General features: G+C 67.0%; 21 protein-coding genes. 10 read left to right on the plus strand and 11 right to left on the minus strand.

Annotated elements, in window-relative coordinates; genetic code table 11:
• Positions 1-105 precede the first annotated feature (105 nt).
• The 3 genes from gstA to AC07OC_RS13240 are packed head-to-tail and all read left to right on the plus strand — an operon-like array spanning position 106 to position 1,352.
• Positions 106-714 carry a glutathione transferase GstA gene (gene gstA, locus AC07OC_RS13230; RefSeq protein WP_494598263.1) on the plus strand — a complete coding sequence of 203 codons (609 nt, stop codon included), beginning with the start codon at positions 106-108 and terminating at the stop codon, positions 712-714.
• A gap of 36 nt (positions 715-750) precedes the next feature.
• A complete protein-coding gene (locus AC07OC_RS13235; protein ID WP_494598264.1) occupies positions 751-978 on the plus strand; it encodes a tautomerase family protein in 228 nt (75 codons plus the stop codon).
• Positions 975-1,352: a nuclear transport factor 2 family protein gene (locus AC07OC_RS13240; RefSeq protein WP_494598265.1), complete on the plus strand. Its 378-nt coding sequence runs from the start codon at positions 975-977 to the stop codon at positions 1,350-1,352. The genes AC07OC_RS13235 and AC07OC_RS13240 overlap by 4 nt, the downstream gene beginning before the upstream one ends.
• A gap of 144 nt (positions 1,353-1,496) precedes the next feature.
• Here the strand turns inward: AC07OC_RS13240 and AC07OC_RS13245 are convergent, their stop codons facing one another.
• Together AC07OC_RS13245 and AC07OC_RS13250 are read right to left on the minus strand one after the other, a co-directional pair.
• Entirely contained in the window at positions 1,497-3,404 is a 1,908-nt protein-coding gene (locus AC07OC_RS13245; protein WP_494601400.1) for a GspE/PulE family protein, read from the minus strand.
• A gap of 22 nt (positions 3,405-3,426) precedes the next feature.
• Positions 3,427-4,230 carry an exodeoxyribonuclease III gene (locus tag AC07OC_RS13250; RefSeq protein ID WP_218296731.1) on the minus strand — a complete coding sequence of 268 codons (804 nt, stop codon included), beginning with the start codon at positions 4,228-4,230 and terminating at the stop codon, positions 3,427-3,429.
• Between the two features lie 10 nt (positions 4,231-4,240).
• Between AC07OC_RS13250 and pyrE the strand changes: the two genes are divergently transcribed.
• Positions 4,241-4,939, plus strand: coding sequence for an orotate phosphoribosyltransferase (pyrE, locus tag AC07OC_RS13255; RefSeq protein ID WP_218296664.1), 699 nt, complete (start codon positions 4,241-4,243; stop codon positions 4,937-4,939).
• Positions 4,940-4,944: 5 nt separating this feature from the next.
• Positions 4,945-5,652: a DUF4124 domain-containing protein gene (locus AC07OC_RS13260; protein WP_369641132.1), complete on the plus strand. Its 708-nt coding sequence runs from the start codon at positions 4,945-4,947 to the stop codon at positions 5,650-5,652.
• A 91-nt stretch (positions 5,653-5,743) separates the two neighbouring features.
• Here the strand turns inward: AC07OC_RS13260 and gatB are convergent, their stop codons facing one another.
• Genes gatB through gatC form a run of 3 tightly spaced genes read right to left on the minus strand, consistent with a single transcriptional unit; the run spans position 5,744 to position 9,045 of the window.
• A complete protein-coding gene (gatB, locus tag AC07OC_RS13265) occupies positions 5,744-7,234 on the minus strand; it encodes an Asp-tRNA(Asn)/Glu-tRNA(Gln) amidotransferase subunit GatB (protein ID WP_494601402.1) in 1,491 nt (496 codons plus the stop codon).
• A gap of 1 nt (position 7,235) precedes the next feature.
• On the minus strand, positions 7,236-8,738 hold the full coding sequence (gatA, locus tag AC07OC_RS13270; RefSeq protein WP_494601404.1) for an Asp-tRNA(Asn)/Glu-tRNA(Gln) amidotransferase subunit GatA: 1,503 nt from the start codon (positions 8,736-8,738) through the stop codon (positions 7,236-7,238).
• A gap of 7 nt (positions 8,739-8,745) precedes the next feature.
• Entirely contained in the window at positions 8,746-9,045 is a 300-nt protein-coding gene (gatC, locus tag AC07OC_RS13275) for an Asp-tRNA(Asn)/Glu-tRNA(Gln) amidotransferase subunit GatC (RefSeq protein WP_218296668.1), read from the minus strand.
• A gap of 204 nt (positions 9,046-9,249) precedes the next feature.
• On the opposite strand from gatC, the gene AC07OC_RS13280 reads away from it, so the two are divergent.
• From AC07OC_RS13280 to mrdA, 4 genes are all read left to right on the plus strand, one after another.
• Positions 9,250-10,293 (plus strand): rod shape-determining protein, encoded by a 1,044-nt coding sequence (locus AC07OC_RS13280; RefSeq protein WP_008907364.1) that lies wholly within the window; start codon positions 9,250-9,252, stop codon positions 10,291-10,293.
• A 129-nt stretch (positions 10,294-10,422) separates the two neighbouring features.
• Positions 10,423-11,346 (plus strand): rod shape-determining protein MreC, encoded by a 924-nt coding sequence (gene mreC, locus AC07OC_RS13285; RefSeq protein ID WP_218296669.1) that lies wholly within the window; start codon positions 10,423-10,425, stop codon positions 11,344-11,346.
• 82 nt (positions 11,347-11,428) lie between these two features.
• Entirely contained in the window at positions 11,429-11,947 is a 519-nt protein-coding gene (mreD, locus tag AC07OC_RS13290; protein WP_218296670.1) for a rod shape-determining protein MreD, read from the plus strand.
• A gap of 124 nt (positions 11,948-12,071) precedes the next feature.
• The gene (gene mrdA, locus AC07OC_RS13295) at positions 12,072-14,012 is read left to right on the plus strand and encodes a penicillin-binding protein 2 (protein WP_218296671.1); all 1,941 of its coding nucleotides are present in this window, start codon (positions 12,072-12,074) and stop codon (positions 14,010-14,012) included.
• 130 nt (positions 14,013-14,142) lie between these two features.
• Here mrdA and AC07OC_RS13300 read toward each other — a convergent pair whose 3' ends face one another.
• The 6 genes from AC07OC_RS13300 to AC07OC_RS13325 form a co-directional block, all read right to left on the minus strand.
• The gene (locus AC07OC_RS13300; RefSeq protein ID WP_492244718.1) at positions 14,143-15,033 is read right to left on the minus strand and encodes a DMT family transporter; all 891 of its coding nucleotides are present in this window, start codon (positions 15,031-15,033) and stop codon (positions 14,143-14,145) included.
• A 216-nt stretch (positions 15,034-15,249) separates the two neighbouring features.
• Positions 15,250-16,545 (minus strand): DcaP family trimeric outer membrane transporter, encoded by a 1,296-nt coding sequence (locus tag AC07OC_RS13305; protein ID WP_494601407.1) that lies wholly within the window; start codon positions 16,543-16,545, stop codon positions 15,250-15,252.
• Positions 16,546-16,591: 46 nt separating this feature from the next.
• Positions 16,592-17,338, minus strand: a complete 747-nt coding sequence (locus tag AC07OC_RS13310; protein WP_494601409.1) for an amino acid ABC transporter ATP-binding protein — start codon at positions 17,336-17,338, stop codon at positions 16,592-16,594.
• Positions 17,335-18,117: an amino acid ABC transporter permease gene (locus AC07OC_RS13315; protein WP_218296675.1), complete on the minus strand. Its 783-nt coding sequence runs from the start codon at positions 18,115-18,117 to the stop codon at positions 17,335-17,337. The genes AC07OC_RS13310 and AC07OC_RS13315 overlap by 4 nt, the downstream gene beginning before the upstream one ends.
• Before the next feature lie 34 nt (positions 18,118-18,151).
• A complete protein-coding gene (locus AC07OC_RS13320) occupies positions 18,152-18,916 on the minus strand; it encodes an ABC transporter substrate-binding protein (protein WP_218296676.1) in 765 nt (254 codons plus the stop codon).
• A gap of 365 nt (positions 18,917-19,281) precedes the next feature.
• Positions 19,282-20,040, minus strand: coding sequence for a sulfite exporter TauE/SafE family protein (locus tag AC07OC_RS13325; protein WP_218296677.1), 759 nt, complete (start codon positions 20,038-20,040; stop codon positions 19,282-19,284).
• Between the two features lie 365 nt (positions 20,041-20,405).
• Between AC07OC_RS13325 and AC07OC_RS13330 the strand changes: the two genes are divergently transcribed.
• Entirely contained in the window at positions 20,406-21,761 is a 1,356-nt protein-coding gene (locus tag AC07OC_RS13330; protein ID WP_494601411.1) for an ammonium transporter, read from the plus strand.
• Positions 21,762-21,918: the final 157 nt, after the last annotated feature.

The raw sequence follows: 21,918 nt of genomic DNA on the forward strand, positions 1-21,918 counted from the left end.
TTTATTACTTCATGTAATCAGTGAAATTCCCAGAACCTAGTTTATTGCTGTTTACATCGCCAATACCATCGCTTCACCTTTCCACCACACCCCCAGGGCCTCTCCATGAAGCTGTACTTTTCCCCCGCCGCCTGCTCCTTGTCGCCCCACATCCTGCTGCTGGAATGTGGCTTGCCGTTTGCGCTGGAGAAGGTCGATACCGCGCGCCACCAGACGGCCGACGGACAGGATTTCCATGCGATCAACCCCAAAGGCCAGGTGCCCGTGCTGGAGTTGGACGACGGCTCCCGCCTCACCGAAGGCCCGGTCATCGCGCAATACATCGCTGACCAGGCCCAGGCCACGCAACTGATGCCGGCCGCCGGCACGTGGGCGCGCTACCGGGTGATGGAGTGGCAGAACTACGTCAGCACCGAGCTGCACAAGTCCTTCACGCCCCTGTTCCAGGCCGGGCTGGACGACAACGCCAAGGCTGTGCTGGCCGCCCTGCTGCGCAAGAAGATGGAGTGGCTGGACGCGCAGCTGCAGCACGGCCACTACCTGACGGGCGAGCACTTCACGGCGGCCGACGCCTATCTTTTTGTGGTGCTGGGCTGGGCCAAGTTCGTGAAGCTGGACATCAGCGACCTGGCCCATCTGCAGGCGTTCATGCGCCGCGTGGCCGCGCGCCCTGCCGTGCAGGCCGCGATGCGGGCCGAAGGGTTGCTGGGCTGAGACGCCGTTCATTCATCCATCCACAAGGAACACGCCATGCCTTACATCAACATCAAAGTGACGCGCGAGGGGGTCAGCAGCGCACAGAAGGCCGCGCTCATCGAGGGCGCCACCGATTTGCTGGTGCGCGTTCTGAACAAGGAGCCCGCCACCACCTTTGTCGTGATCGACGAGGTCGAGACCGACAACTGGGGTGTGGCCGGTGAGACGGTGACCGTGCGGCGCCAGCGTGCCCGGGTGGCCGCCGCAGGGAATGCGCCATGAGTGACCCGCGCTTCGACGCAGTCGCCGCCGTGCTGCAGGACTATTTCGACGGCCTGTGCCACAGCGACACGCAGCGCCTGCGCCGCGTGTTCCACCCGCAGGCGGTCTATGCCTGCGCCACGGCCGAGCCTGCGGTGATCCTGCGCATGGAGGAATATTTCCCCATCGTGGACCAGCGCCCCTCGCCCGCGAGCCGGGGCGAGACGGTGCAGGAGCGCATCCTGTCGATTGAATTCGCCGGGCCGGTGACTGCCCTGGCCAAGGTCGAATGCGCCATCCTGCCCAAGCACTTCACCGACCTGCTGACCCTGATCCACGTGGACGGGCGCTGGCAGATCATTGCCAAGGTGTTTCACTACGAACTGGATCGCTGAGGCGGCGGTGCGTGCAAGCCGGTGGGCGAGTTCCTCCTTTCGGAAGGACTCATTTATTGATAGCTGCTGGCGCTTGCCAGATAAGCGCTAGAGCCCATTTTTGCTAAAAAACCGGCGGCAGGCACCACCGGCGGTGTGCCCGCCTCACAGGTTGGTCGCCGCGACCACTTCCGACATGTCGGTCAGCCCCTGCAGCACCTTCTCGATGCCGTCCTGGCGCAGGGTCAGCATGCCGGCGGCCAGTGCCGAGTGGCGGATGTCCGAGGCGGGGGCGCGGTGGCGGATGTGCTGCCGGATGGTCTCGTCGCTCAGCATCAGTTCATGGATGCCCAGCCGGCCGTGGTAGCCATGGCCGTCGCATTGCGTGCAGCCCACATGGCGCCACAGGCGCAGCTCGCCCTGTGCGCCGCCGTGCTGCTGGCGCCAGTGCGCCACCTGTGCCGCGCGGGCCTCGGGGGTGTTGTGGGTGCCGCTGTCCAGGTACTGCGATGCCAGGCCCAGCAGCGTGTCGTGGTCGGCCACACGCGGCGCGCGGCAGGCCGTGCACAGGCGGCGCACCAGGCGCTGGGCCAGGATGGCGAGCAGCGAATCGGAGAAGTTGAACGGGTCCAGGCCCATCTCCAGCAGCCGCGCAATGCTCTCGGGCGCCGAGTTGGTGTGCAGGGTGGACAGCACCAGGTGCCCCGTCAGCGAAGCCTCGATGGCGATGCGCGCGGTTTCCTCGTCGCGCATCTCGCCGATCATGATCACGTCCGGGTCGGCGCGCAAAAAGGTGCGCATGGCGGCGGCAAAGGTCCAGCCGATGCGCGGGTTCACCTGCACCTGGCGCAGCCCTTCCTGGGTGATCTCGATGGGGTCTTCGGCCGTCCAGATCTTGCGGCCGGCGGTGTTGATGTCGCGCACCACCGAGTGCAATGTGGTCGTCTTGCCGCAGCCCGTGGGGCCGCACACCAGCACCAAGCCATAGCTTTTCTGCACCACCGCCCGCAGGGCCTGCAGGTTGGGCGGGCTCAGGCCGATGTTCTCCAGAGGCAGCGGCTTGGCGCCCGCCAGCAGGCGCAGCACCACGTCCTCCAGCCCGCGCGAGGTGGGCACGGTGACCACGCGCAGCTCCACCGGCGGGCCGCCGAAGCGGGCGAAGTCGATCTTGCCGTCCTGGGGCTTGCGGTGCTCGGAGATGTCCATGCCCGCCATGATCTTGATGCGCGCCACCATCGCGAAGCGGTAGCGCGCTGGCAGCTCCAGGTAGGGCGTGAGGTCGCCGTCGATGCGCAGGCGGATGCGCACGTTCTGCGGAGCGGGCTCGGTCTCGATGTGGATGTCGGACGCGCGGTGGTGGATGGCTTCGTCGATCACCGAGTTGATGAGCCGCACCAGGGTGTTGTCCGACTCGCTGATCACGTCGGCCTGCTCGGAGTCCGTGTCCGGGACGGTGCTGCCCAGGTTGGCGGCCAGCTCGCGCGAGGTGGCGCGGGCGGCGGTGGTGGCGTCAGCGGCGCCGCCAGGCTGGGTGCGGTAGGCGCGGTGGATGGCGGGCATCAGCGTGCCTGGCGCGGCCTGCAGCGGAATGAGCCGCCGCTGCGTGAGAAACCGCAGTTCGTCCAGCAGCACGCGATCGAGCGGGTCGGCCATCAGCAGTACCAGCGCATCCTCGCGGGCGATCAGCGGCAGTACGGATTCACGTTCGGCCATCGCCCGGGGCACCAGGGCCAGGGCCGCCGCCTCGGGCGTGATGTCGCCGGGGTGCACGGTGTACTCGCCCAGCCACGCGGCAATGACCTGGCGCAACTGCTCCTGGGTCAGGACGCCATCCTCCACCAGAATCTGTCCGATCAGCCGGTGCTGCCCGCCGCTGCGCTCCTGCTGCTGGGTCTGCAGGCCGTCTTGCAGGGCCGAGGGTGACACCATGCCGGCATGGATCAGCGCCTCGCCCAGGTGCCGCGCTTTGCCGACGGTGGGGTGGGGAGTGGAGAGCTGCTTCCACAATGATTCCGCGTTGACGGGGCGAAAACCATGGGGCGGGGGGGCGGTGGAGGCAGCGGTGTCGGGCATCAATGGTCAGGGGCGGGCATCGTCAAAGGCTGAAGTCATAGTCCACCGTGATGGGCGCGTGGTCCGAGAATTTCTCACCTTTGTAGATGGATTCAGCACGTGCCAGCGCCGCGATCGCGGGGGTGGCCAGGTGGTAATCCAGCCGCCAGCCCACGTTGTTGGCATACGCCTGCCCCCGGTTGCTCCACCACGTGTAGGCGGTGTCGGTGGCGGTAGGTTGTAACTGGCGGTAAACGTCTATGATGCCGCCGCCTTCATCAGTTGTGTGCAACAACTTTGTCATCCAGGCCCGTTCTTCGGGCAAAAAACCACTGTTTTTCTGGTTGCTGCGCCAGTTTTTGAGGTCGATTTGCTGGTGCGCAATGTTGATGTCGCCGCACAGGATGAAGTCGCGTTCGCCCTTGACTTTCATCAGATGGGGATGGAACTCGGCGAGGAAGCGGAACTTGGCCAGCTGGCGTTCCTCGCCGGACGAGCCGCTGGGAAAATAGGCGCTGATGATGGACAGCTTGCGGGCCGGCGTGTCAAAGCGCAGTTCCACGTAGCGGCCTTCTGTATCGAACTCTGGCGACCCATAGCCAATGACTACATCAGAGGGTTCATGCCGGGTATAGATGCCCACGCCGGAATAGCCCTTTTTCTGGGCAAAGTGGAAGTGACCCTGCAGGCCGGCCAGGCGCTCGAAGCGGTTGGCCATGTCGGCCGCCTGGGCCTTCACTTCCTGCACGCAAATACAATCCGGCCGCGTGGCTGCCATCCAGCTTTCCACGCCTTTGCTGGTGGCCGAGCGGATGCCATTGAGATTGAGGCTGGTTAACTTGAACAAGGATTTCCCCATGGTGGATGTTGGCGCGCAAACCTCAGAGCAGGGCCAGCTCGCGCAGGATTTTGTACGGTTTGCCGTTGAATCAGGCGTGCTGCGGTTCGGTGAATTCAAGACCAAGGCGGGCCGCCTGAGTCCGTATTTCTTCAATGCGGGCCTGTTCGATGATGGCCGCAAGATCGGCCGGCTCGCGGAATTCTATGCAAAAGCCCTGCTGGCCAGCGGCATTGAATTCGACATGGTCTTCGGCCCCGCGTACAAGGGCATTCCCCTGGCGGCCACGGTCGCGGTGGAGCTGGCCCGGCTGGGGCGCAACGTGCCTTTTGCCTACAACCGCAAGGAGGCCAAGGACCACGGCGAGGGCGGCACGCTCGTGGGCGCCCCGCTCAAGGGGCGGGTGCTGATCGTGGACGACGTCATGTCGGCCGGGACCGCCGCCCGCGAATCGATCGCCATCATCCGCGCCGCGGGCGCCACGCCCCACGCGGTGGCCATAGCGCTGGACCGGCAGGAAAAAGCCACGGAGAATGGCCAGGATGTGGACCACAGCGCGGTGCAGTACGTTCGCGGGCAACTGGGCATGCAGGTGTGCGCCATTGCCCGACTGGCAGACTTATTGCTGTACCTCTCGCACAACGGGGAAGAGGGGATGCGCTCCCATCATGAGAAAGTGCTGGCCTACCGCCAGCGGTATGGCGTCAACGAAGGGTAGATGATTTGAGCAAGTCGGCGTGGATCATGGGCGGTGTTCTGCTGGTCACCCTGGGCGCCGAGCTGGCCTCGGCACAGCCCCAGGGTGCGCCCGGCAGCATCTATACCTGTGTGGACCGCAGTGGGCGCCGGCTGACGGCCGACCGGCCCATTCCCGAATGCCTGGACCGGGAGCAGCGCGAGCTGAGCCCCTCGGGCATCACGCGCCGGCAGATCGGGCCGTCGCTCACCGAGCTGGAGCGTGCGGCCCAGGACGCCCAGAACCGCAAGGATGCCGAGGAGCGGGCCCGCGTGGTGGAGGAGCGCCGGCGCGAACGCGTGCTGGTGACGCGCTACCCGGACAAGGCGGCCCACGATGTGGAGCGCGCGGCCGCGATCCAGCTGGTGGACGATGTGACCGCCACCGCCGAAAAGCGCATTGCCGAGCTGAAAGCGGAGCGCAAGAAGCTGGATGTGGAAATGGAGTTCTACAAGAAGGACCCCAACAAGGCACCCATGACGCTGCGCCGCAAGATCGGTGAAGTCGATGACAGCGTTGCCGAGCAGCAGCGGTTCATTGCCGGCCAGGACCAGGAAAAGCGGCGCGTGCACGCGCGGTTCGATGCGGAACTGGCCCATCTGCGCAAGCTGTGGGACGCGCAGCGTGTGCCTCCCGCCATGGGCTCGGCCAGTGCCGTTCCCCCCGTTGGCGCACCGGCAGCGCGCGTGCCCTAGGGCCGGGCTGGGGAAGTAAAAACAAAAGGGGCCCTGCGGCCCCTTTGTTTTTTTACTGTGCCTTTGCCCCGCAGGGCAGGCCGGTCAGGCGTCAACTGCCCAGCTTTGCGCGCAGCAGATCATTGACCTGCTGCGGGTTGGCCTTGCCCTTGCTGGCTTTCATGATCTGGCCGACCAGCGCATTGAACGCCTTGTCCTTGCCCGCGCGGAACTGGGCCACGTTGTCGGGGTTGGCGGCGATGACTTCGTCGATGATTTTCTCCAGCGCGCCGGAGTCGTTCATAGGCGCCAGATCTCTGGCCTTCACCAATTCGCCGATTTGTTCGGCGAGATTGTCGAAAGATTTGAACTCCGCTTCCAACAGTGCTTTGAACAGGGCTTTTGGGTTGGAGACCTTCTGATTAAACACAAAGTGGACGTGCATGCCCAAAAGCTCAGGGCCTATCGGCGATTGCGTGATGTCCAAACCTCGCGAGTTCAGCGTGGCGCTCAGCTCACCCAACATCCAGTTGGCGACCATTTTGGCGAGCGGTTTCTCCTGCTCCTTGGGCCCGGCCAATTTCACCGAGTCTTCAAAGTAGGACGCCATGGCCTGACTTTGCGTGAGCGTCGTGGCGTCGTACTCGGGCAGGCCGTAGTCGGCCACGAAGCGCGCGGCCATGGTGCGGGGCAATTCGGCCATCAGCGCTCGCTGTTCCTGCACCCATTGCTCCGAAATGTGCAGCGGCGGCAGGTCCGGGTCGGGGAAGTAGCGGTAGTCCGCCGCGTCCTCCTTGGTCCGCATCGCACGCGTTTCGCCCGTGTCCGGGTCGAACAGCACGGTGGCCTGCTGGATGGCGTGGCCGTCCTCGATCTGGTCGATCTGCCAGCGGATCTCGTAGTCGATCGCCTGCTGCATGAACTTGAACGAGTTCAGGTTCTTGATCTCGCGGCGCGTGCCCAGCGGCCCGCCGGGCTTGCGCACGGACACGTTGGCGTCGCAGCGGAAGCTGCCCTCCTGCATGTTGCCGTCGCAGATGCCGATCCAGGTCACGATCTTGTGCAGCTCTTTCGCATAGGCCACGGCTTCGTCGGACGAGCGCATGTCGGGCTCGGTCACGATCTCCAGCAGGGGCGTTCCGGCGCGGTTCAGGTCGATGCCCGATTGGCCGATGAAGTCCTCGTGCAGCGATTTGCCCGCGTCTTCTTCGAGATGGGCGCGCACCAGGCGCACGGTCTTCTTCTCGTCGCCCAGGAAGAACTCCACCTCGCCGCCTTGCACCACCGGGATCTCGAACTGGCTGATCTGGTAGCCCTTGGGCAGGTCGGGATAGAAATAATTCTTGCGCGCAAAAATGCTCACGGGCGCAATGTGGGAGCCCAGGGCCAGTCCCAGTTTGATAGCGCAGGCCACGGCCTCGCGGTTCATCACGGGGAGCGTGCCGGGCAGGGCCAGGTCCACGGCGCAGGCCTGCGTGTTGGGCTCGGCGCCGAAGGCGGTGGGCGCGCGGCTGAAGATCTTGCTCTGCGTGGCGAGCTGGGTGTGGGTTTCGAAGCCGATGACGACTTCATAACCGTGGATCAATTTGCTGGTCGTCGTCATGTCACAGGCCTCCGGGTTGGCGGAGGTGGAAGTCGGTGGCTTGCTGCAGGCGGTGCGCAGCGTTCAGAAGGCGGGCTTCCTGGAAGTAGTTGCCGATGAGCTGCAGGCCCACCGGCATGCCGCCTTCGCCAAAGCCGGCGGGCACGCTCATGCCCGGCAGGCCGGCCAGCGAGCCGGGCAGGGTGAAGATGTCGGCCAGGTAGTCGGCCAGCGGGTCGTTGCCGTGTTCGCCCAGCTTCCAGGCCACGGTGGGGGCCACCGGCCCGGCGATGAGGTCGCAGCTCTTGAACGCGTTCTGGAAGTCGTCGGCGATCATGCGGCGGATCTTCTGCGCCTGCAGGTAATAGGCGTCGTAGTAGCCGTGACTCAGCACGTAGGCGCCGATCATGATGCGGCGCTTGACCTCGTCGCCAAAACCTTCGGCGCGGGTCTTCTTGTACATGTCCACCAGGTCGGCGTAGTCCTTGGCGCGGTGGCCGAACTTCACGCCGTCAAAGCGGCTGAGGTTGGACGACGCCTCGGCGGGCGCGATGATGTAGTACACCGGGATGGACAGTTCGGTGCGCGGCAGGCTGATGGGCACGAGCCTGGCGCCGAGCTTTTCGTATTCCTTCAGGGCGCCGTCGACCGCGGCGCGCACGTCGGGCGCGAGGCCCTCGCCAAAGAACTCGGCGGGAATGCCGATGCGCAGGCCGTCGATGCTGCCGTTCAGGTGGGCGCTGAAGTTTTCGGCTGGCACATCGAGGCTGGTCGAATCGCGGTCCGGGTCGGGGCCGCACATGGCAGACAACAGCATCGCGCAGTCTTCGGCGCTGCGGGCCATGGGGCCGGCTTGGTCCAGGCTGGAGGCGAACGCGATCATGCCGTAGCGGCTGGCGCGGCCATAGGTGGGCTTGATGCCGGTGATGCCGCAAAACGATGCGGGCTGGCGGATGGAGCCGCCGGTGTCGGTGCCGGTGACGGCAGGGGCCAGGCGCGCGGCCACGGCCACGGCGCTGCCGCCCGAGGAGCCGCCGGGGATGCGGTGGGTGTCCCAGGGGTTGCGCACGGGCGCGGGGGCGTCGAAGCCCACGGGCGCCACGGCCGAGTTTTCATTGGACGAACCCATCGCGAACTCGTCGCAGTTGAGCTTGCCCAGGGTGACGGCGCCCGCGTCGGCCAGGCGGGTGACCACGGTGGCGTCGAACGGAGACTGGTAGCCCGCGAGCATCCTGGAGCCTGCGGTGCTGGGGAAGTCGCGCGTGACGAAGATGTCCTTGTGGGCGATCGGCACGCCTTCCAGCGCGCCCGCCGTGCCGGCGGCAAGGCGGGCGTCAGCGGCCTGCGCCTGCGCCAGGGTGGCGTCTTCGTTCAGGGCCACGTAGGCGCCCAGGTTCTGGTGCGCTTTGGCGCGGGCCAGGAAATGCCGGGCGGCTTCGACGGCAGAAAATTGCTTGTTGCGCAGGCCGGCGGCCAGCTCGGAAACGCCCAGGTCGTGCAGGGCTTTGGTCGTTGTCGTGCTCATGCGCGCCTCACTCGATCACTTTGGGGACGAGGAACAGGCCACGCTCCACGGCGGGGGCGCTCTTCTGGTTGGCTTCGCGCTGGTTGGGCTCGCTGGCCACGTCCTCGCGCAGCCGCAGGGCCACGTCCTGGACGGCCGCGACGGGGTGCGCCAGGGGCGTGATGCCCGAGGTATCCACAGCCCGCATCTGTTCCACGATGTCAAAGAAGCCATTGAGCTGGGTCAGCATGCGCTCACTTTCAGAGGGGGTCAGCTCAAGCCGTGCCAAATTGGCGATGCGGCCGATGTCCTGGGGGGTCAGTGCCATAGGGAGGAGAATTGAGGGAAACCAGAAGTAAAGCTGTGATCCGGGCCGCGCCGGAGGGAGTTATTCACAGGGGATGGGGTATTATCCCGGCTTTGCCGCAATACCCTCCTACCTGCCGGTCATTGTGCGAAAAAAGCGATATTTGACCCCGTAAACCCGGCGATGGCAGGCCGACGTGCATGCCGTGCCTGAGAGGATTTTTGAATGTTCGGAGCTTTCCGTCGGTATTTCTCCACCGACCTTGCCATTGACCTTGGCACAGCCAACACCCTCATCTTCGCCCGCGACAAAGGCATTGTGCTCGACGAGCCCTCTGTCGTCGCCATCCGCCACGAAGGCGGGCCCCATGGCAAGAAAGTTATCCAGGCCGTAGGCCACGAGGCCAAGGCCATGCTGGGCAAGGTGCCCGGCAACATCGAAGCCATCCGCCCCATGAAGGACGGCGTGATCGCCGACTTCGTGATCACCGAGCAGATGATCAAGCAGTTCATCAAGATGGTGCACCCGCGCACGCTGTTCACCCCCAGCCCGCGCATCATCATCTGCGTGCCCTGCGGCTCCACCCAGGTCGAGCGGCGCGCCATCAAGGACGCGGCCGAAGCGGCCGGCGCCACGGCGGTGTACCTGATCGAGGAACCCATGGCCGCCGGCATCGGCGCGGGCCTGCCCGTCTCCGAAGCCTCGGGCTCCATGGTCGTGGACATCGGCGGCGGCACCACCGAGGTCGGCGTGATCTCGCTGGGCGGCATGGTCTACAAGGGCAGTGTGCGCGTGGGCGGCGACAAGTTCGACGAAGCCATCATCAGCTACATCCGCCGCAACTACGGCATGCTGATCGGCGAGCCCACCGCGGAAGCCATCAAGAAGAACATCGGCTCGGCCTTCCCCGGCTCCGAAGTGCGCGAGATGGAAGTCAAGGGCCGCAACCTTTCCGAAGGCGTGCCACGCAGCTTCACCATTTCCAGCAATGAAGTGCTCGAAGCCCTGACCGACCCGCTCAACCAGATCGTCTCCGCTGTGAAGAACGCGCTGGAACAAACCCCCCCTGAGCTGGGCGCCGACATCGCCGACCGCGGCATGATGCTGACGGGTGGCGGCGCGCTGCTGCGCGACCTGGACCGCCTGCTGGCCGAGGAAACCGGCCTGCCCGTGCTGGTGGCCGAAGATCCGCTGACCTGCGTGGTGCGCGGCTGCGGCATCGCGCTGGAGCGCATGGACCGCCTGGGCAGCATTTTCACGAGCGAGTAAGCCCCCGGGCCTGTATGCTGCAGGCACTTTTTTTGCGCTCTGAACTGCATGACTGCACCCGCTCCAATGCTTTTTGAGCATGCGTCCGTGGCCCCGGCTCCACGCGACAGATCCTGACCGCTGCGCACGATGCCACTGGGTACCCTCGAGCGCAGCGCTCCGCCTTTCTTCAAACAGGGCCCTTCGGCCCTTTCGCGCCTGGCCGTCTATAGCGCGCTGGCGCTGTTCCTCATGGTGGCCGATGCACGTTTCCAGCTCACGGGGCCGTTCCGCCAGGCGGTTGCCACCGTGCTCTACCCGGTACAGTGGCTGATGCTCAAGCCGGTGGAGTTCGCAAGCCATGGTTCCGGGTACTTCCAGTCGCTGCAGACCGCGCAGCAGGAACTGGACGCCGCGCGCAAGAAAATGACCGTGATGGGCCAGCGCGCCAACCAGGCGGAACAGCTGGCCCTGGAGAACGAGCGGCTGCGGCAGCTGCTCGCGCTGCGCGGCCGCCTGGAGACGCCCGCGCAGGCCGCCGAGGTGATCTATGACACCGCCGACCCCTACACGCGCCGCGTGGTCATCGACCGGGGGCAGATGGGCGGCGTGGAGATGGGCGCGCCCGTGATGGATGAGGCGGGCGTGCTCGGCCAGGTGACGCGTGTCTTTCCGCTCGTGAGCGAGGTCACGCTGCTGGTGGACCGCGACCAGGCCATTCCGGTCCTCAACATTCGCACGGGTGCGCGGGGTGTCGCCTATGGGGATCCGGTGGCCGGGCATGGCGGCGGCATGGAGCTGCGCTTCATGCCCGCCAACGCCGATGTGCGGGAGGACGATCTGCTGACCACCAGCGGCGTGGATGGCCTGTACCCGTCGGGGCTCCCCGTGGCGCGGGTGGTGCGCGTGGAGCGCAGGGCCGATTCCGCCTTCGCGCGCATCTACTGCGTGCCCCTGGCCCAGGTGCAGGGCGCCCGCCATGTGGTGGTGCTCAAGCCGCTGGCCGACAACGAGCTGCCGCGGCCGGAGCCCGCGCACCCGGCGCCGGCGAAACGCGGGGGGCGCAAGGGATGAGGGCATCGCCTGTGCCTGCCATGGCCCTTGTGGGGCCGCGCGTCCTGCGCGATGGCCCGTGGCTGCCGCGGGGAGGTGCGCGATGATCATGCCGCGCGGCGAGCCGCTGCTGCTTCCGGTCAATCCGGTCTTCATCGTCGCCAGCCTCGCTGCGGGGCTGGCCATCAACATGCTGCCGCTGGGCCGCATTGTCTGGACGCCGGATGTCCTGATGGTGCTGCTGGTCTTCTGGGGCGTGCACCAGCCCCTGCGCATCGGCATGGGCGTGGCTTTCGTGCTGGGCCTGTGCATGGATGTGAGCCAGTCGGCGCTGCTGGGCCAGCACGCGCTGTCCTACACCGTGCTGTCGTTTGGCGCCATCGCCATCCACCGCCGCCTGCTGTGGTTCAGCGTGCCGTCGCAGGCCCTGCAGGTGCTTCCCCTGTTCGCGCTGGCCCATGCCATCGAGCTCTTGCTGCGGATGGCGTCCGGGGGCATATTCCCGGGCCTGTGGAGCTTTCTGGCGCCGGTGCTCGAAGCCCTGCTCTGGCCGCTGGCCAGCTGGGTGCTGCTGGCGCCGCAGCGCCGGCCTCCCGACCGCGACCAGAACCGGCCTCTGTAGCCATGAAGCAACCTCCTGAGCGCCCGCGCCGCATCCCCCTTGTCCCGCAGCGCTGCGGGCCGGGGGACGGGCGCGCGCCGGTTTCAGCGCACGCCTTCGGGGCGTGGCGCGATGGAGCTGCCGCATGACCGAGGTGCGCAGCAGCGAGGCCGATGCCTCGCGCTTTCGCGTGCGGGCGCTGATCGTCGGCGCCCTGGTGTTCTGTGCGTTCTGCCTCATCGCGGCCCGGCTGGTGTTCCTGCAGGTGGTCCGGCACGAAGACCTGGCGGCGCAGGCCGAGAGCAACCGCACGGCGGTGGTGCCCATCGTGCCCAACCGGGGGCTCATCCTGGACCGCAACGGCGTGGTGCTGGCCACCAACTATTCGGCCTATACGCTGGAGATCACGCCCTCGCGGGCTGGAACGCTCGACGACACCATCGACGAGCTGTCCAAGGTGGTGGAGATCCAGAGCCGCGACCGCCGCCGCTTCAAGCGGCTCATGGAAGAGTCGCGCAACTTCGAATCGCTGCCCATCCGCACGCGCCTGACCGACCAGGAAGTGGCCCGCTTCACGGCCCAGCGCTACCGCTTCCCGGGGGTGGACATCAAGGCGCGCCTGTTCCGCAACTACCCGCTGGGCGACGTGGCCAGCCACGCCATCGGCTACATCGGCCGCATCAACCAGAGCGAGAAGGCGCGCATCCAGGATTCCGAGGACGAGGCCAACTACCGGGGCACGGAATACATCGGCAAGCTGGGGATCGAGCAGAGCTTCGAGTCCGCGCTGCACGGCGCCACCGGGGTCGAGCAGATGGAGACCTCGGCGGGCGGGCGGGCGGTGCGCAAGCTCTCCAGCCACGCGGCCACGCCCGGCGACAGCGTGATGCTGTCCATCGACATCAAGCTGCAGAAACTCGTCGAGGAGCTGTACGGCACCCGCCGTGGCGCGCTGGTGGCCATCGACCCGCGCAACGGCGAGATCCTGGCCCTGGTCAGCAAGCCCACGTTCGACCCCAATCTTTTCGTCGAAGGCATCGATGTGGAGAACTGGACCGCGCTCAACGAATCCATCGACAAGCCGCTGCTGAACCGGGCCCTGCGGGGTACGTACCCGCCAGGCTCCACCTACAAGCCCTTCATGGCGCTGGCCGCGCTGCAGCTGGGCAAGCGCTCGCCCAGCCTGGTGGTGAACGATCCGGGGTATTACACCTTCGGCGGCCACACCTTCCGCAGCCACGAGGGCGGGCTGGGCGGTGTGGACATGCACCGCGCCATCCAGCAGTCGAGCAACACCTACTTCTACTCGCTGGCGGTGGACATGGGCGTCGATGCCATCCATGACTTCATGAAGCCGCTGGGCTTTGGGCAGTCCACCGGCATCGACCTCAATGGCGAAGTGCGGGGCACGCTGCCCAGCACCGAGTGGAAACGCAATGCCTACAAGCGCCCGGACATGAAGCGCTGGTTTCCCGGCGAGACCGTGTCCCTGGGCATCGGCCAGGGCTACAACAACTTCACCATGCTGCAGCTCGCGCTGGCGCAGGGCACGCTGGCCAACGGCGGCATCCGCTACCGGCCGCACATGGCCAAGGCCGTGAAGAACGCGGTCACGGGCGTCGTCACCGAGATCGTGCAGCCGCCCGGCGAAGACCTGGGGTATCTGCCCCGGAACGTGGACATCGTGCGCAATGCCATGGTCGCCGTGAACAAGGGCGGCACCGGCACGCGCGTGTTTGCCGGGGCGCCGTACACCTCCGGCGGCAAGACCGGCACGGCGCAGGCGGTGACCATGGGCCAGAACGTGAAGTACAACGCGAAGGCGCTGGAAGAGCACCAGCGCGACCACTCGCTGTATGCGGCGTTCGCCCCGGCAGAGCAGCCCACGATAGCGCTGGCGCTGATTGTCGAGAACGCCGGGTTTGGCGCGGCCCATGCGGCGCCCATCGCGCGCCGCGTATTCGACTACTGGCTGATGGGGGACTACCCGAGCGAGGAAGACATCGCGGCGGTGCAAAAGGGCCAGGCCGGCGCTCCCATTGGCAAGCCGCGCAAGGCGGCGGATGTGCCCGTGGCGGCGCCTTGATATAAAAACAATAGCTGTTAGCGCAATACAGATAAGCGCAGGAGCCCAATCCGGCATCGAATCGCGGTGCCGGCCATTCTTGAAATGAACCCGGTGCCTGCGCTGGGCGCTGGCCGATGCCGGGCCGCCCTCAGGCCGCCGCCGCCCGCGCTGGCGGTGGCTGAAGCTGGCTGAACACCAGCGCCGCCACGATCAGCGCCGCGCCGCCCAGGCCCGCCCATCCCAGCCGCTCGCCGAGCAGGGCCCAGGCGGTGAGCGCGGCGAATACCGGCTCCAGCCCGAACACGATGGCGCTGCGCATGGCGTCCACCCGCTGCTGGCCCCAGGCCTGCAGCGTGACCACCACCACGCTGGCCAGCAGGCCCAGGTACAGCAGCGCCACCCAGGCATCGGCGGGCAACTGCGCGGTGGTGTGCAGCCAGCCCATGCCGCCGCCCTGGCCCAGCAGCATGAACGTGGAAGCCAGTGCCATGACGGTCGCCTGCGCGGCCGCCATGCGCGTGGCCCGCGGCGGGCTTGCCGCCGTGCGGCGCGCGCACTCCTCCAGCGCCAGGATGTAGATGGCGTAGAACACCGTGCTCGCCAGCGTCAGCGTATCGCCCAGGTTCCAGGGCTCGTTCTCGTGGAACATCAGCGCCATGCCCGTGCAGGCCAGGGCGCACGCCGCCCACAGCGGCCAGCCGTAGCGGCGCCCCAGCGCCGCCATCGCAATCAATGGCACCACCAGCACATTGAGCCCGGTCACGAAGGCATTGCGGTTGCTGCTGGTGCGCGCCAGCCCCTCGATCTGCAGCCAGAACGCCAGGAACAGCAGGACCCCCAGCGCGCAGCCCCACCGCCGCTCGTGGCGCCGCATGCCCCACCACAGCGGGGCCAGCACCACCAGGGCGATCACGAACCGCAGCCAGATGATCTGCAGTGCATCGAGGTGCGCGGACAACAGCTTCATGGCGGGGAAGGTGGTGCCCCACACCACGGTCACCACCAGCAGGGCAATCAGGCCCAGACGTTCGGGTTTCATAGGCTCCAAAAACAAGAAAAGACTGGTCGGTTCCCCGGCCAGCCACTTGCAGAAGATTTCCTCGCAGCGCCTGCGCACGACCTGCTGCCGTCGCACTGGCGCGGCCTCAGCGAGGTAGCCGCGGAACTGGCTCTGCCAGGCCACCGGTGGTGTCCCCCTCCCTTGGCGCGCAGCGCGTAGAGAGAGGGGTGAAGGCGCGCAGCGCCTCAGGGGGTGTCAATTAAAAAGATAGCGTGCCTGCAGGTTCAGGCGCAGCATCTCGCCCTGCTGGCCGTCGAACGTCGTGCGGCGGCCGCCGATCAGCTCGCCGCCCAGTTCCACGTTCTTGATGGGCAGGTAGTACATGCCGGCATGCCATTGGTACAGCTTGTGGTTGCCTTCGGCGCCGTAGGCGTCCACGTAGGCGTCGCCCAGCTTGTGGCGCGAGCGGACCATGCCCAGCGACACGGTGCCGCGCAGCTTCTCGCTGAACACGTTGGACAGGCCCAGCACCACGCCGTGCGACTTGTCCAGGCGCACGGTGCCGCCGTCCAGCACGGGGTAGTTGGTGCCCACCAGGTAGGCGCCGTCGCCGTCGCCGTCCAGGCGCGTGTACTGCGCCATCAGCGTGGTGGTGCCGGTGATCTTGTAGCCCGCGCCCAGGCCGAAGCCGGTGCCGCGCTTGCCGATGCCGTCCACGCGCTGCTCGTGCGAGAGCAGGCGGGCGTTGATGTTGCCCCAGTCGAAGGCCTTGTCCACGCGGGCCACGAAGTTCAGGCTCTTGGCGCCGTCGGTGGGCTCTTCCACCGCGAACTGGAACTTGGCCAGGTCCGGGTTGTTGTAGGTGTAGCGCACCTGGGCCGGGCGGCGGAAGGTGGCGCCGGGCGGGCCGTTGAAGTCCACGGTCTCGGGCAGGTTGTCCACGTCCATGAAGGTCGACCAGGTCTGGCCGATCAGCCAGCCGGCGTACTCGCCGTAGGCGTGGCGCAGGCGCAGGCGGTTGCGGTTGCACTCGGCGCCGCAGTAGGCGTAGAAGTCGGCCTCGATCTTGGTGTTGAAGGTGCCGATGGAGGTGGGCGTGGAGGTCTCGAAGCCGAAGCGCGAGGTCTGCGCCGTCAGGCTGCTCTTGCCGTGGCGGCTGTCGCCCAGGGGCTGCTCCATCAGGTTGGTGAAGGTGTCGCCGGGCGCCGTGCCCTTGAAGTCCTTGACCATGTTGGCCTCGGCAAAGCCGTACACGCGGATCGAGGTCTCGCTGCCCGGCAGGCGGAAGCTGCCCGGAATGTCGCCCAGCACCACGGCGTCCTTCTGCTTGAGTTCCACGGCCTCGATGCGGTCGTTCCAGGCCGATGCCGACGCGGCGGGCGCGGTAGGCGCCTGGGCCTGCTGGGCCTTGAGCTGGTTGAGCTCGGCGCGCAGGGCCTTGAGCTCGTTGCGCATCTCTTCGAAGTCCTTGGCGGACTGCGCGAACGCGGCGGGGGGCAGGCTGCACAGGCCGGCGGCCAGCAGGGCGAGGAACGTGGGGTTCAGTTTCATGGTCACTCCGGTAGGGGCTGGTAATGGCATTGCATGGGCCTGGATCTCAGGCGCTCATGCGGCCGATGAAGGCGCGGATTCGGTCGTTGGCGGGGTTGTTGAAGAATTCGGCGGGCGTGGCGTCGTGGGCGATGCGCCCCTGGTCGAAGAACATCACGCGGTCGGCCACCTCGCGGGCGAAGCCCATCTCGTGGGTCACCACGATCATGGTCATGCCGCCACGGGCCAGCTCGCGCATCACGTCGAGCACCTCCTGCACCATCTCCGGGTCCAGGGCCGAGGTGGGCTCGTCGAACAGCATCACCTGCGGCTGCATCGCCAGCGCGCGGGCGATGGCCACGCGCTGCTGCTGGCCGCCCGACAGCTGCCAGGGGTACTTGTGCGCGTGGTCCTGCATGCCCACGCGGCGCAGCAAGGCCATCGCCTGCTCGTTGGCCTGGGCGCGCGGCGTGCGGCGGATGCGGCGGGGCGCCAGGGTCACGTTGTCCAGCACGCTCATGTGGCCGAACAGGTTGAACTGCTGGAACACCATGCCGACCTCGCTGCGCTGCTTTTGCAGCGTGGCCAGGTCGTCGGTGACGTCTTCGCCGCCGATGGTGATGCGGCCGGAGTCATGGGGTTCGAGCCGGTTGATGGCGCGCAGCAGCGTGCTCTTGCCGGAGCCCGAGGCGCCGATGATCACGGTGACTTCGCCGGTGTTGAACACGGTGGACACATCGCGCAGCACCTGATGGGCGCCGAACGACTTGCAGACCCGGTCCACCACGATGAAGGGTGTGGCCTGGCGTGTCATTGGTTGCGGCCTTCCACGTCGAAGCGGTATTCCACCGCGTTCGAGATCTGCGTGACCAGGGTGGTCAGCAGCAGGTAGGTGATGGCCACGGTGGACAGCGTGGCAATGGGCTGGAACGTGGCCGACTGGATGCGGTTGCCCACGTTGGTCAGCTCCACCACGCCGATGGCGTAGGCCAGCGACGAGTCCTTGAGCAGCGCGACGAAGTTGCTCACCAGCGGCGGCAGCGAGATCTTGAAGGCCTGTGGAAACACCACGTCCAGGAACACATGCATGCGGCCCAGGCCCAGGGCCTTGGCGGCCTCGGTCTGGCCGCGCGGCACGGCCAGCAGGCCGGCGCGGATGGCCTCGGCGTTGTAGGCGCCCACGTTCAGGCCCAGCGCCAGCACGGCGGCCGCGAAGTCGGGCAGGTTCAGGCCCGGCACCAGCACCGGCAGCGCGAAGTACACGAACAGGATCTGCACCAGCAGCGGCGTGCCGCGGATGACCCAGATGTAGAAGCTGGCCACCCAGCGCACGGCGGCAAAGCGCGCGGTGCGGGCGAGCGCGGCGGCGGTTCCCAGCACCAGCCCGACGCTGCCGCTGATCAGCGTGAGCCACAGGGTGGTGCGCGCGCCGTCGGAGAACGCCTGGGCGTTGGGGCCGATGGGCTCGGGCAGGAAGGACAGCAGCTTGCCGAGCAGTGCCAGCACCAGCACCATCAGGATGACGGCCGAGACGAGCGTGGCGTTGCTGCGCTGCTGGCGGCTCCAGCGCTGCGGCCAAAAGGCGGTGAGCATGAAAAAGACCCCTGTGACTACATGCGGGTCGTGCTTACTGGCAGCGGACGTCTTCGTTGAAATACTTCTTGGACAGCGCGGCATAGCTGCCGTCGGCCATGACTTCGGCCAGCGCCTTGTTCCAGCCGGCGGCCAGCGAGCTGTTGCCCTTGGCCACGGCGGCGGCGATGCGCTCGATGAACAGCATGTCGCCGAGCTTGAAGCCGGCGCCGGGGTTCTTCTCTGCCACGGCCTTGGCCACGAAGCGGTCGGTCACCCAGGCGTCCACGCGGCGCGAGTTCAGCGCGCTGCGGGCATCCACGTCGGTGGGGAAGTTCTTCATTTCCTTGATGGACGAGACCTTCTGCACGTTCTCGAGGTAGCTGGTGCCGGTCTGCACGGCCACCACCTTGCCCGCCAGGTCCTTGGCGCTCTTGATGGCGGGGTCCATGGCGATGATCATGCCGCCCGAGCAGTAGTGCGGGTCGGTGAAGGTGACGGCCTTGGCGCGCTCTTCGGTGATGCCGTGCGAGGCGATCACCAGGTCCCAGCGGTCCTGGCGCAGGCCGGTGAGCAGCGCATCGAAGCCCAGGGTCTTCCACTGGATCGCGAGGCCCATCTTCTTGGCCACCAGTTCGGCCGTCTCCACCTCGAAGCCGGTCAGCGTGGTGCCGTTGAAGAAATTGAACGGAGCGAACTGCCCCTCGGTCGCGATGAGGATCTTGCCGTCCTTCTTGACCTCGTCCAGCGTGCGGGCCTGGGCAGAAGCGAAAGCGGCGCAGAGCGCGAGGGCGGTGGCAACAGCCTTGAACAATTTCATGGGATGGGTCCTGTCGGGGGTATTTCAGGTACAAAAAATCCGGCATGCGGGTAGCAGGCCGGAGGCTGGTGGATCGGATGCACAGGCATCGCGAAACGCGAAGCCTGCCGTCATCAAGTAGTAACGATTATAAATATGCGAATTTTTTCCTTGGGCCTGCGGACAACCCTCAAAGCCCCGTTGTGTGCCAATTCACAACAGGTTTAGAGCGGTGTCTCCAACCGGACGCAGGCGCTACGCCTCCGTCTACAGGGCGCGGTCTGCGCTACCGGCGCGAGCCAGACCAGTGCCCCCGCGCAAGGGCTGCCCCGCCGCGCTGGGGGCGTCCCCCTTCAGGGGGAAGGCGCCGAAGGCGACTCAGGGGGTTACCGAAGAAACGCGTCGTACCCCGTCTTGAGGATCAGCGTGCTTACCACCACGATGAAGATGCCGCGCACGAAACCCGTGCCGTGCTTGAGCGCCAGGTGCGTGCCCAGCAGGCTGCCCACGACGTTGGCCACGGCCAGCGTCACCGCGAAGTGCCACCAGACGTGGCCCTTGGCGGCAAACAGCACGATGGCGGCGACATTGGTGGCGCAATTGAGCAGCTTGGCCGAGGCCGAGGCATTGAGAAAGTCGTAGCCGAGCAGCCGCACGAACAGGAAGACGAAGAAGCTGCCGGTGCCCGGGCCGAAGAACCCGTCGTAGAAACCGATCAGCACGCCGATCAGGCAGGCCGCCAGCACTTCGGCGCGGCCCGCGAAGCGCGGCGTATGGTGCCGCCCCAGTTCCTTCTTGGCCAGCGTGTAGGCCAGCACGCCCAGCAGCACCAGGGGCAGCAGCTTGCGCAGGAAGTCGGCCGACATCACCGTCACCGCCCAGGCGCCGGCGAACGAGCCGGCGAAACCGGCCGCCGCGGCCGGCAGCATCGCCGGCCAGCGGATCTGCACGCGGCGGCTGTACTGCCAGGTGGCCATGGCCGTGCCCCACACCGAGGCGGCCTTGTTGGTGCCCAGCAGCGTGGCCGGTGGCGCCCCCGGAAAAGCCGCGAACAGCGCCGGCACCATCACCAGCCCGCCGCCACCCACGATGGCGTCCACGAAGCCCGCGAGCAGCGAGGCCAGGGTAATAAAAATCCATTCCATCGCAGTATTTTCGCACCCAGCCTGCTATGGATTTAGGAACAGATACAGAGACCAGCGCACCGGGCCCGGCGGCGAACGGGCAAGAAAAAGGCGCTGGGATCGCCAGCGCCTGAAAAAAAACGCACCTCGTTGGGTGCTTGAAATTTGGTTATTGGTAGAAAGGATGTCTCCTCGGGCCCCTCGCTTGGCACACCGAAGCGCGCTTTCGAGTGCCGCAACTGTAACGGCTGCACCCCACTGGTGCATTGGGGGTTTCCCGCCCCCGTTGTGGGGCGGGAAAACCGCGCGCGGGGCCACGAATCGGGGTTCGCGGGTTGGCACGGCTCATGCAATGCGCTTGTAACAATTTGCGAAAGGGAGCCTTCATGCGGGCAGTCAACCACCGGTTCATCGCGGTCGTGTCGTTGGGTCTGGGGCTGTGCGCCAGCGCGCTGGCGCAGGCCGTGCCCGAGGTGGCGGCGGCCCCCGCCGCGCCCCTGGCGCGCCCTGGCCTGGTGGCGCACGGCGCCGTCAGCGCGGCGGACACCGCCTGGATGATGACCTCCACGGCGCTCGTGCTGCTGATGACGCTGCCCGGCATTGCGCTGTTCTACGCGGGCATGGTGCGCAAGAAGAATGTGCTCAATACCATGGCCAGCGTGGTCGCCATCGCGGCGCTGGTCAGCCTGCTGTGGTTCGGGGCGGGCTACTCGCTGGCGTTCACGCCCGGCAACGCCTGGGTGGGCGGCTGGGAGCGCGCGGGGTTCACGGGGCTGGACTTCGACCTGGCGGGCGGCAAGCTCGCCGTGAGCCATGTCGCGCCGCACATTCCCGAATCGGTGTACGCCATGTTCCAGCTCACCTTCGCCATCATCACGGCCGCGCTCCTGGTGGGCGCGTTCGTCGAGCGCATGCGGTTTTCCGCCATGCTGATCTTCATCGGCCTGTGGACCTTGCTGGTCTATGCCCCGGTGGCGCACTGGGTGTGGGAGCCGGGGGGCTGGCTGGCGCGGATGGGCGCGCTGGATTTCGCCGGGGGCTCCGTGGTGCACGTGAACGCTGGGGTGGCGGGGCTGGTGTGCGCGTGGTTCCTGGGCCGCCGCACGGGCTATGGCCGCGAGCCCTTCGAGCCCTACAACCTGGGGCTCACCATGGCGGGCGCGGGCCTGCTGTGGGTGGGCTGGTTCGGCTTCAACGCGGGCTCGGCCGTGGCGGCCGATGGCCGGGCGGGCCTGGCCATGGCGGTCACGCACCTGGCCGCCGCCGCTGGTGCGCTGTCCTGGATGCTGGGCGAGTGGGTGGTGCGCGGGCGCCCTTCGCTGCTGGGGCTGTGCTCGGGCCTGGTCGCGGGACTCGTGGCGATCACGCCCGCCGCAGGCTTCGTCACGCTGCGCTCGGCGGTGGTGATTGGCCTGGTGGCCGGGCTGGCGTGCTACTGGGGGGCCACGGGGCTCAAGCGCCTGCTGCGTGCCGACGATTCGCTGGATGTGTTTGGCGTGCATGGCATTGGCGGCATCGTGGGCTCGCTGCTCACGGGGGTGCTGGCCAGCAAGACCGTGGGGGGCGTGCAGGGCAGCCTGCTCACCCAGGCCATCGGGGTGGGCGCCGTGATGGCCTACAGCATGGTGGTGACGGCCGCGCTGCTGTGGATCATCAATTTTGCGATGGGCGTGCGCGTGGATGCGCAGAGCGAGCAGACCGGGCTCGACATCGCCCAGCACCGCGAACACCTGGGCGGCTGAATGAAGCCCGCTCTCCCGAGGCCCCGCGGGCCTTCCCCCGCTCTCGCACCGCCGCGCAATGCGGGCCGGGGGGCGCAGCCAGCGCGGCGGCCCGCGCCTGGGCCGCACCGGTTTCATTCGCCGCGGGTTGTGCGCAGCGCAATGGATGACTGAAATG

The sequence above is a fragment of the Acidovorax sp. GW821-FHT10E04 genome, assembly GCF_059415185.1.

Coding starts and splice junctions, on each gene's coding strand:
- gatA (WP_494601404.1), bottom strand. CDS start 8,738: ATGAGCACGACAACGACCAAAGCCCTGCACGACCTGGGCGTTTCCGAG.
- AC07OC_RS13320 (WP_218296676.1), bottom strand. CDS start 18,916: ATGAAATTGTTCAAGGCTGTTGCCACCGCCCTCGCGCTCTGCGCCGCT.
- AC07OC_RS13245 (WP_494601400.1), bottom strand. CDS start 3,404: ATGCCCGACACCGCTGCCTCCACCGCCCCCCCGCCCCATGGTTTTCGC.
- gatC (WP_218296668.1), bottom strand. CDS start 9,045: ATGGCACTGACCCCCCAGGACATCGGCCGCATCGCCAATTTGGCACGG.
- AC07OC_RS13310 (WP_494601409.1), bottom strand. CDS start 17,338: ATGACACGCCAGGCCACACCCTTCATCGTGGTGGACCGGGTCTGCAAG.
- AC07OC_RS13280 (WP_008907364.1), top strand. CDS start 9,250: ATGTTCGGAGCTTTCCGTCGGTATTTCTCCACCGACCTTGCCATTGAC.
- pyrE (WP_218296664.1), top strand. CDS start 4,241: ATGGTGGATGTTGGCGCGCAAACCTCAGAGCAGGGCCAGCTCGCGCAG.
- AC07OC_RS13235 (WP_494598264.1), top strand. CDS start 751: ATGCCTTACATCAACATCAAAGTGACGCGCGAGGGGGTCAGCAGCGCA.
- mrdA (WP_218296671.1), top strand. CDS start 12,072: ATGACCGAGGTGCGCAGCAGCGAGGCCGATGCCTCGCGCTTTCGCGTG.
- mreD (WP_218296670.1), top strand. CDS start 11,429: ATGATCATGCCGCGCGGCGAGCCGCTGCTGCTTCCGGTCAATCCGGTC.
- AC07OC_RS13240 (WP_494598265.1), top strand. CDS start 975: ATGAGTGACCCGCGCTTCGACGCAGTCGCCGCCGTGCTGCAGGACTAT.
- AC07OC_RS13325 (WP_218296677.1), bottom strand. CDS start 20,040: ATGGAATGGATTTTTATTACCCTGGCCTCGCTGCTCGCGGGCTTCGTG.
- AC07OC_RS13330 (WP_494601411.1), top strand. CDS start 20,406: ATGCGGGCAGTCAACCACCGGTTCATCGCGGTCGTGTCGTTGGGTCTG.
- gatB (WP_494601402.1), bottom strand. CDS start 7,234: ATGACGACGACCAGCAAATTGATCCACGGTTATGAAGTCGTCATCGGC.
- gstA (WP_494598263.1), top strand. CDS start 106: ATGAAGCTGTACTTTTCCCCCGCCGCCTGCTCCTTGTCGCCCCACATC.
- AC07OC_RS13305 (WP_494601407.1), bottom strand. CDS start 16,545: ATGAAACTGAACCCCACGTTCCTCGCCCTGCTGGCCGCCGGCCTGTGC.
- AC07OC_RS13315 (WP_218296675.1), bottom strand. CDS start 18,117: ATGCTCACCGCCTTTTGGCCGCAGCGCTGGAGCCGCCAGCAGCGCAGC.
- AC07OC_RS13300 (WP_492244718.1), bottom strand. CDS start 15,033: ATGAAACCCGAACGTCTGGGCCTGATTGCCCTGCTGGTGGTGACCGTG.
- mreC (WP_218296669.1), top strand. CDS start 10,423: ATGCCACTGGGTACCCTCGAGCGCAGCGCTCCGCCTTTCTTCAAACAG.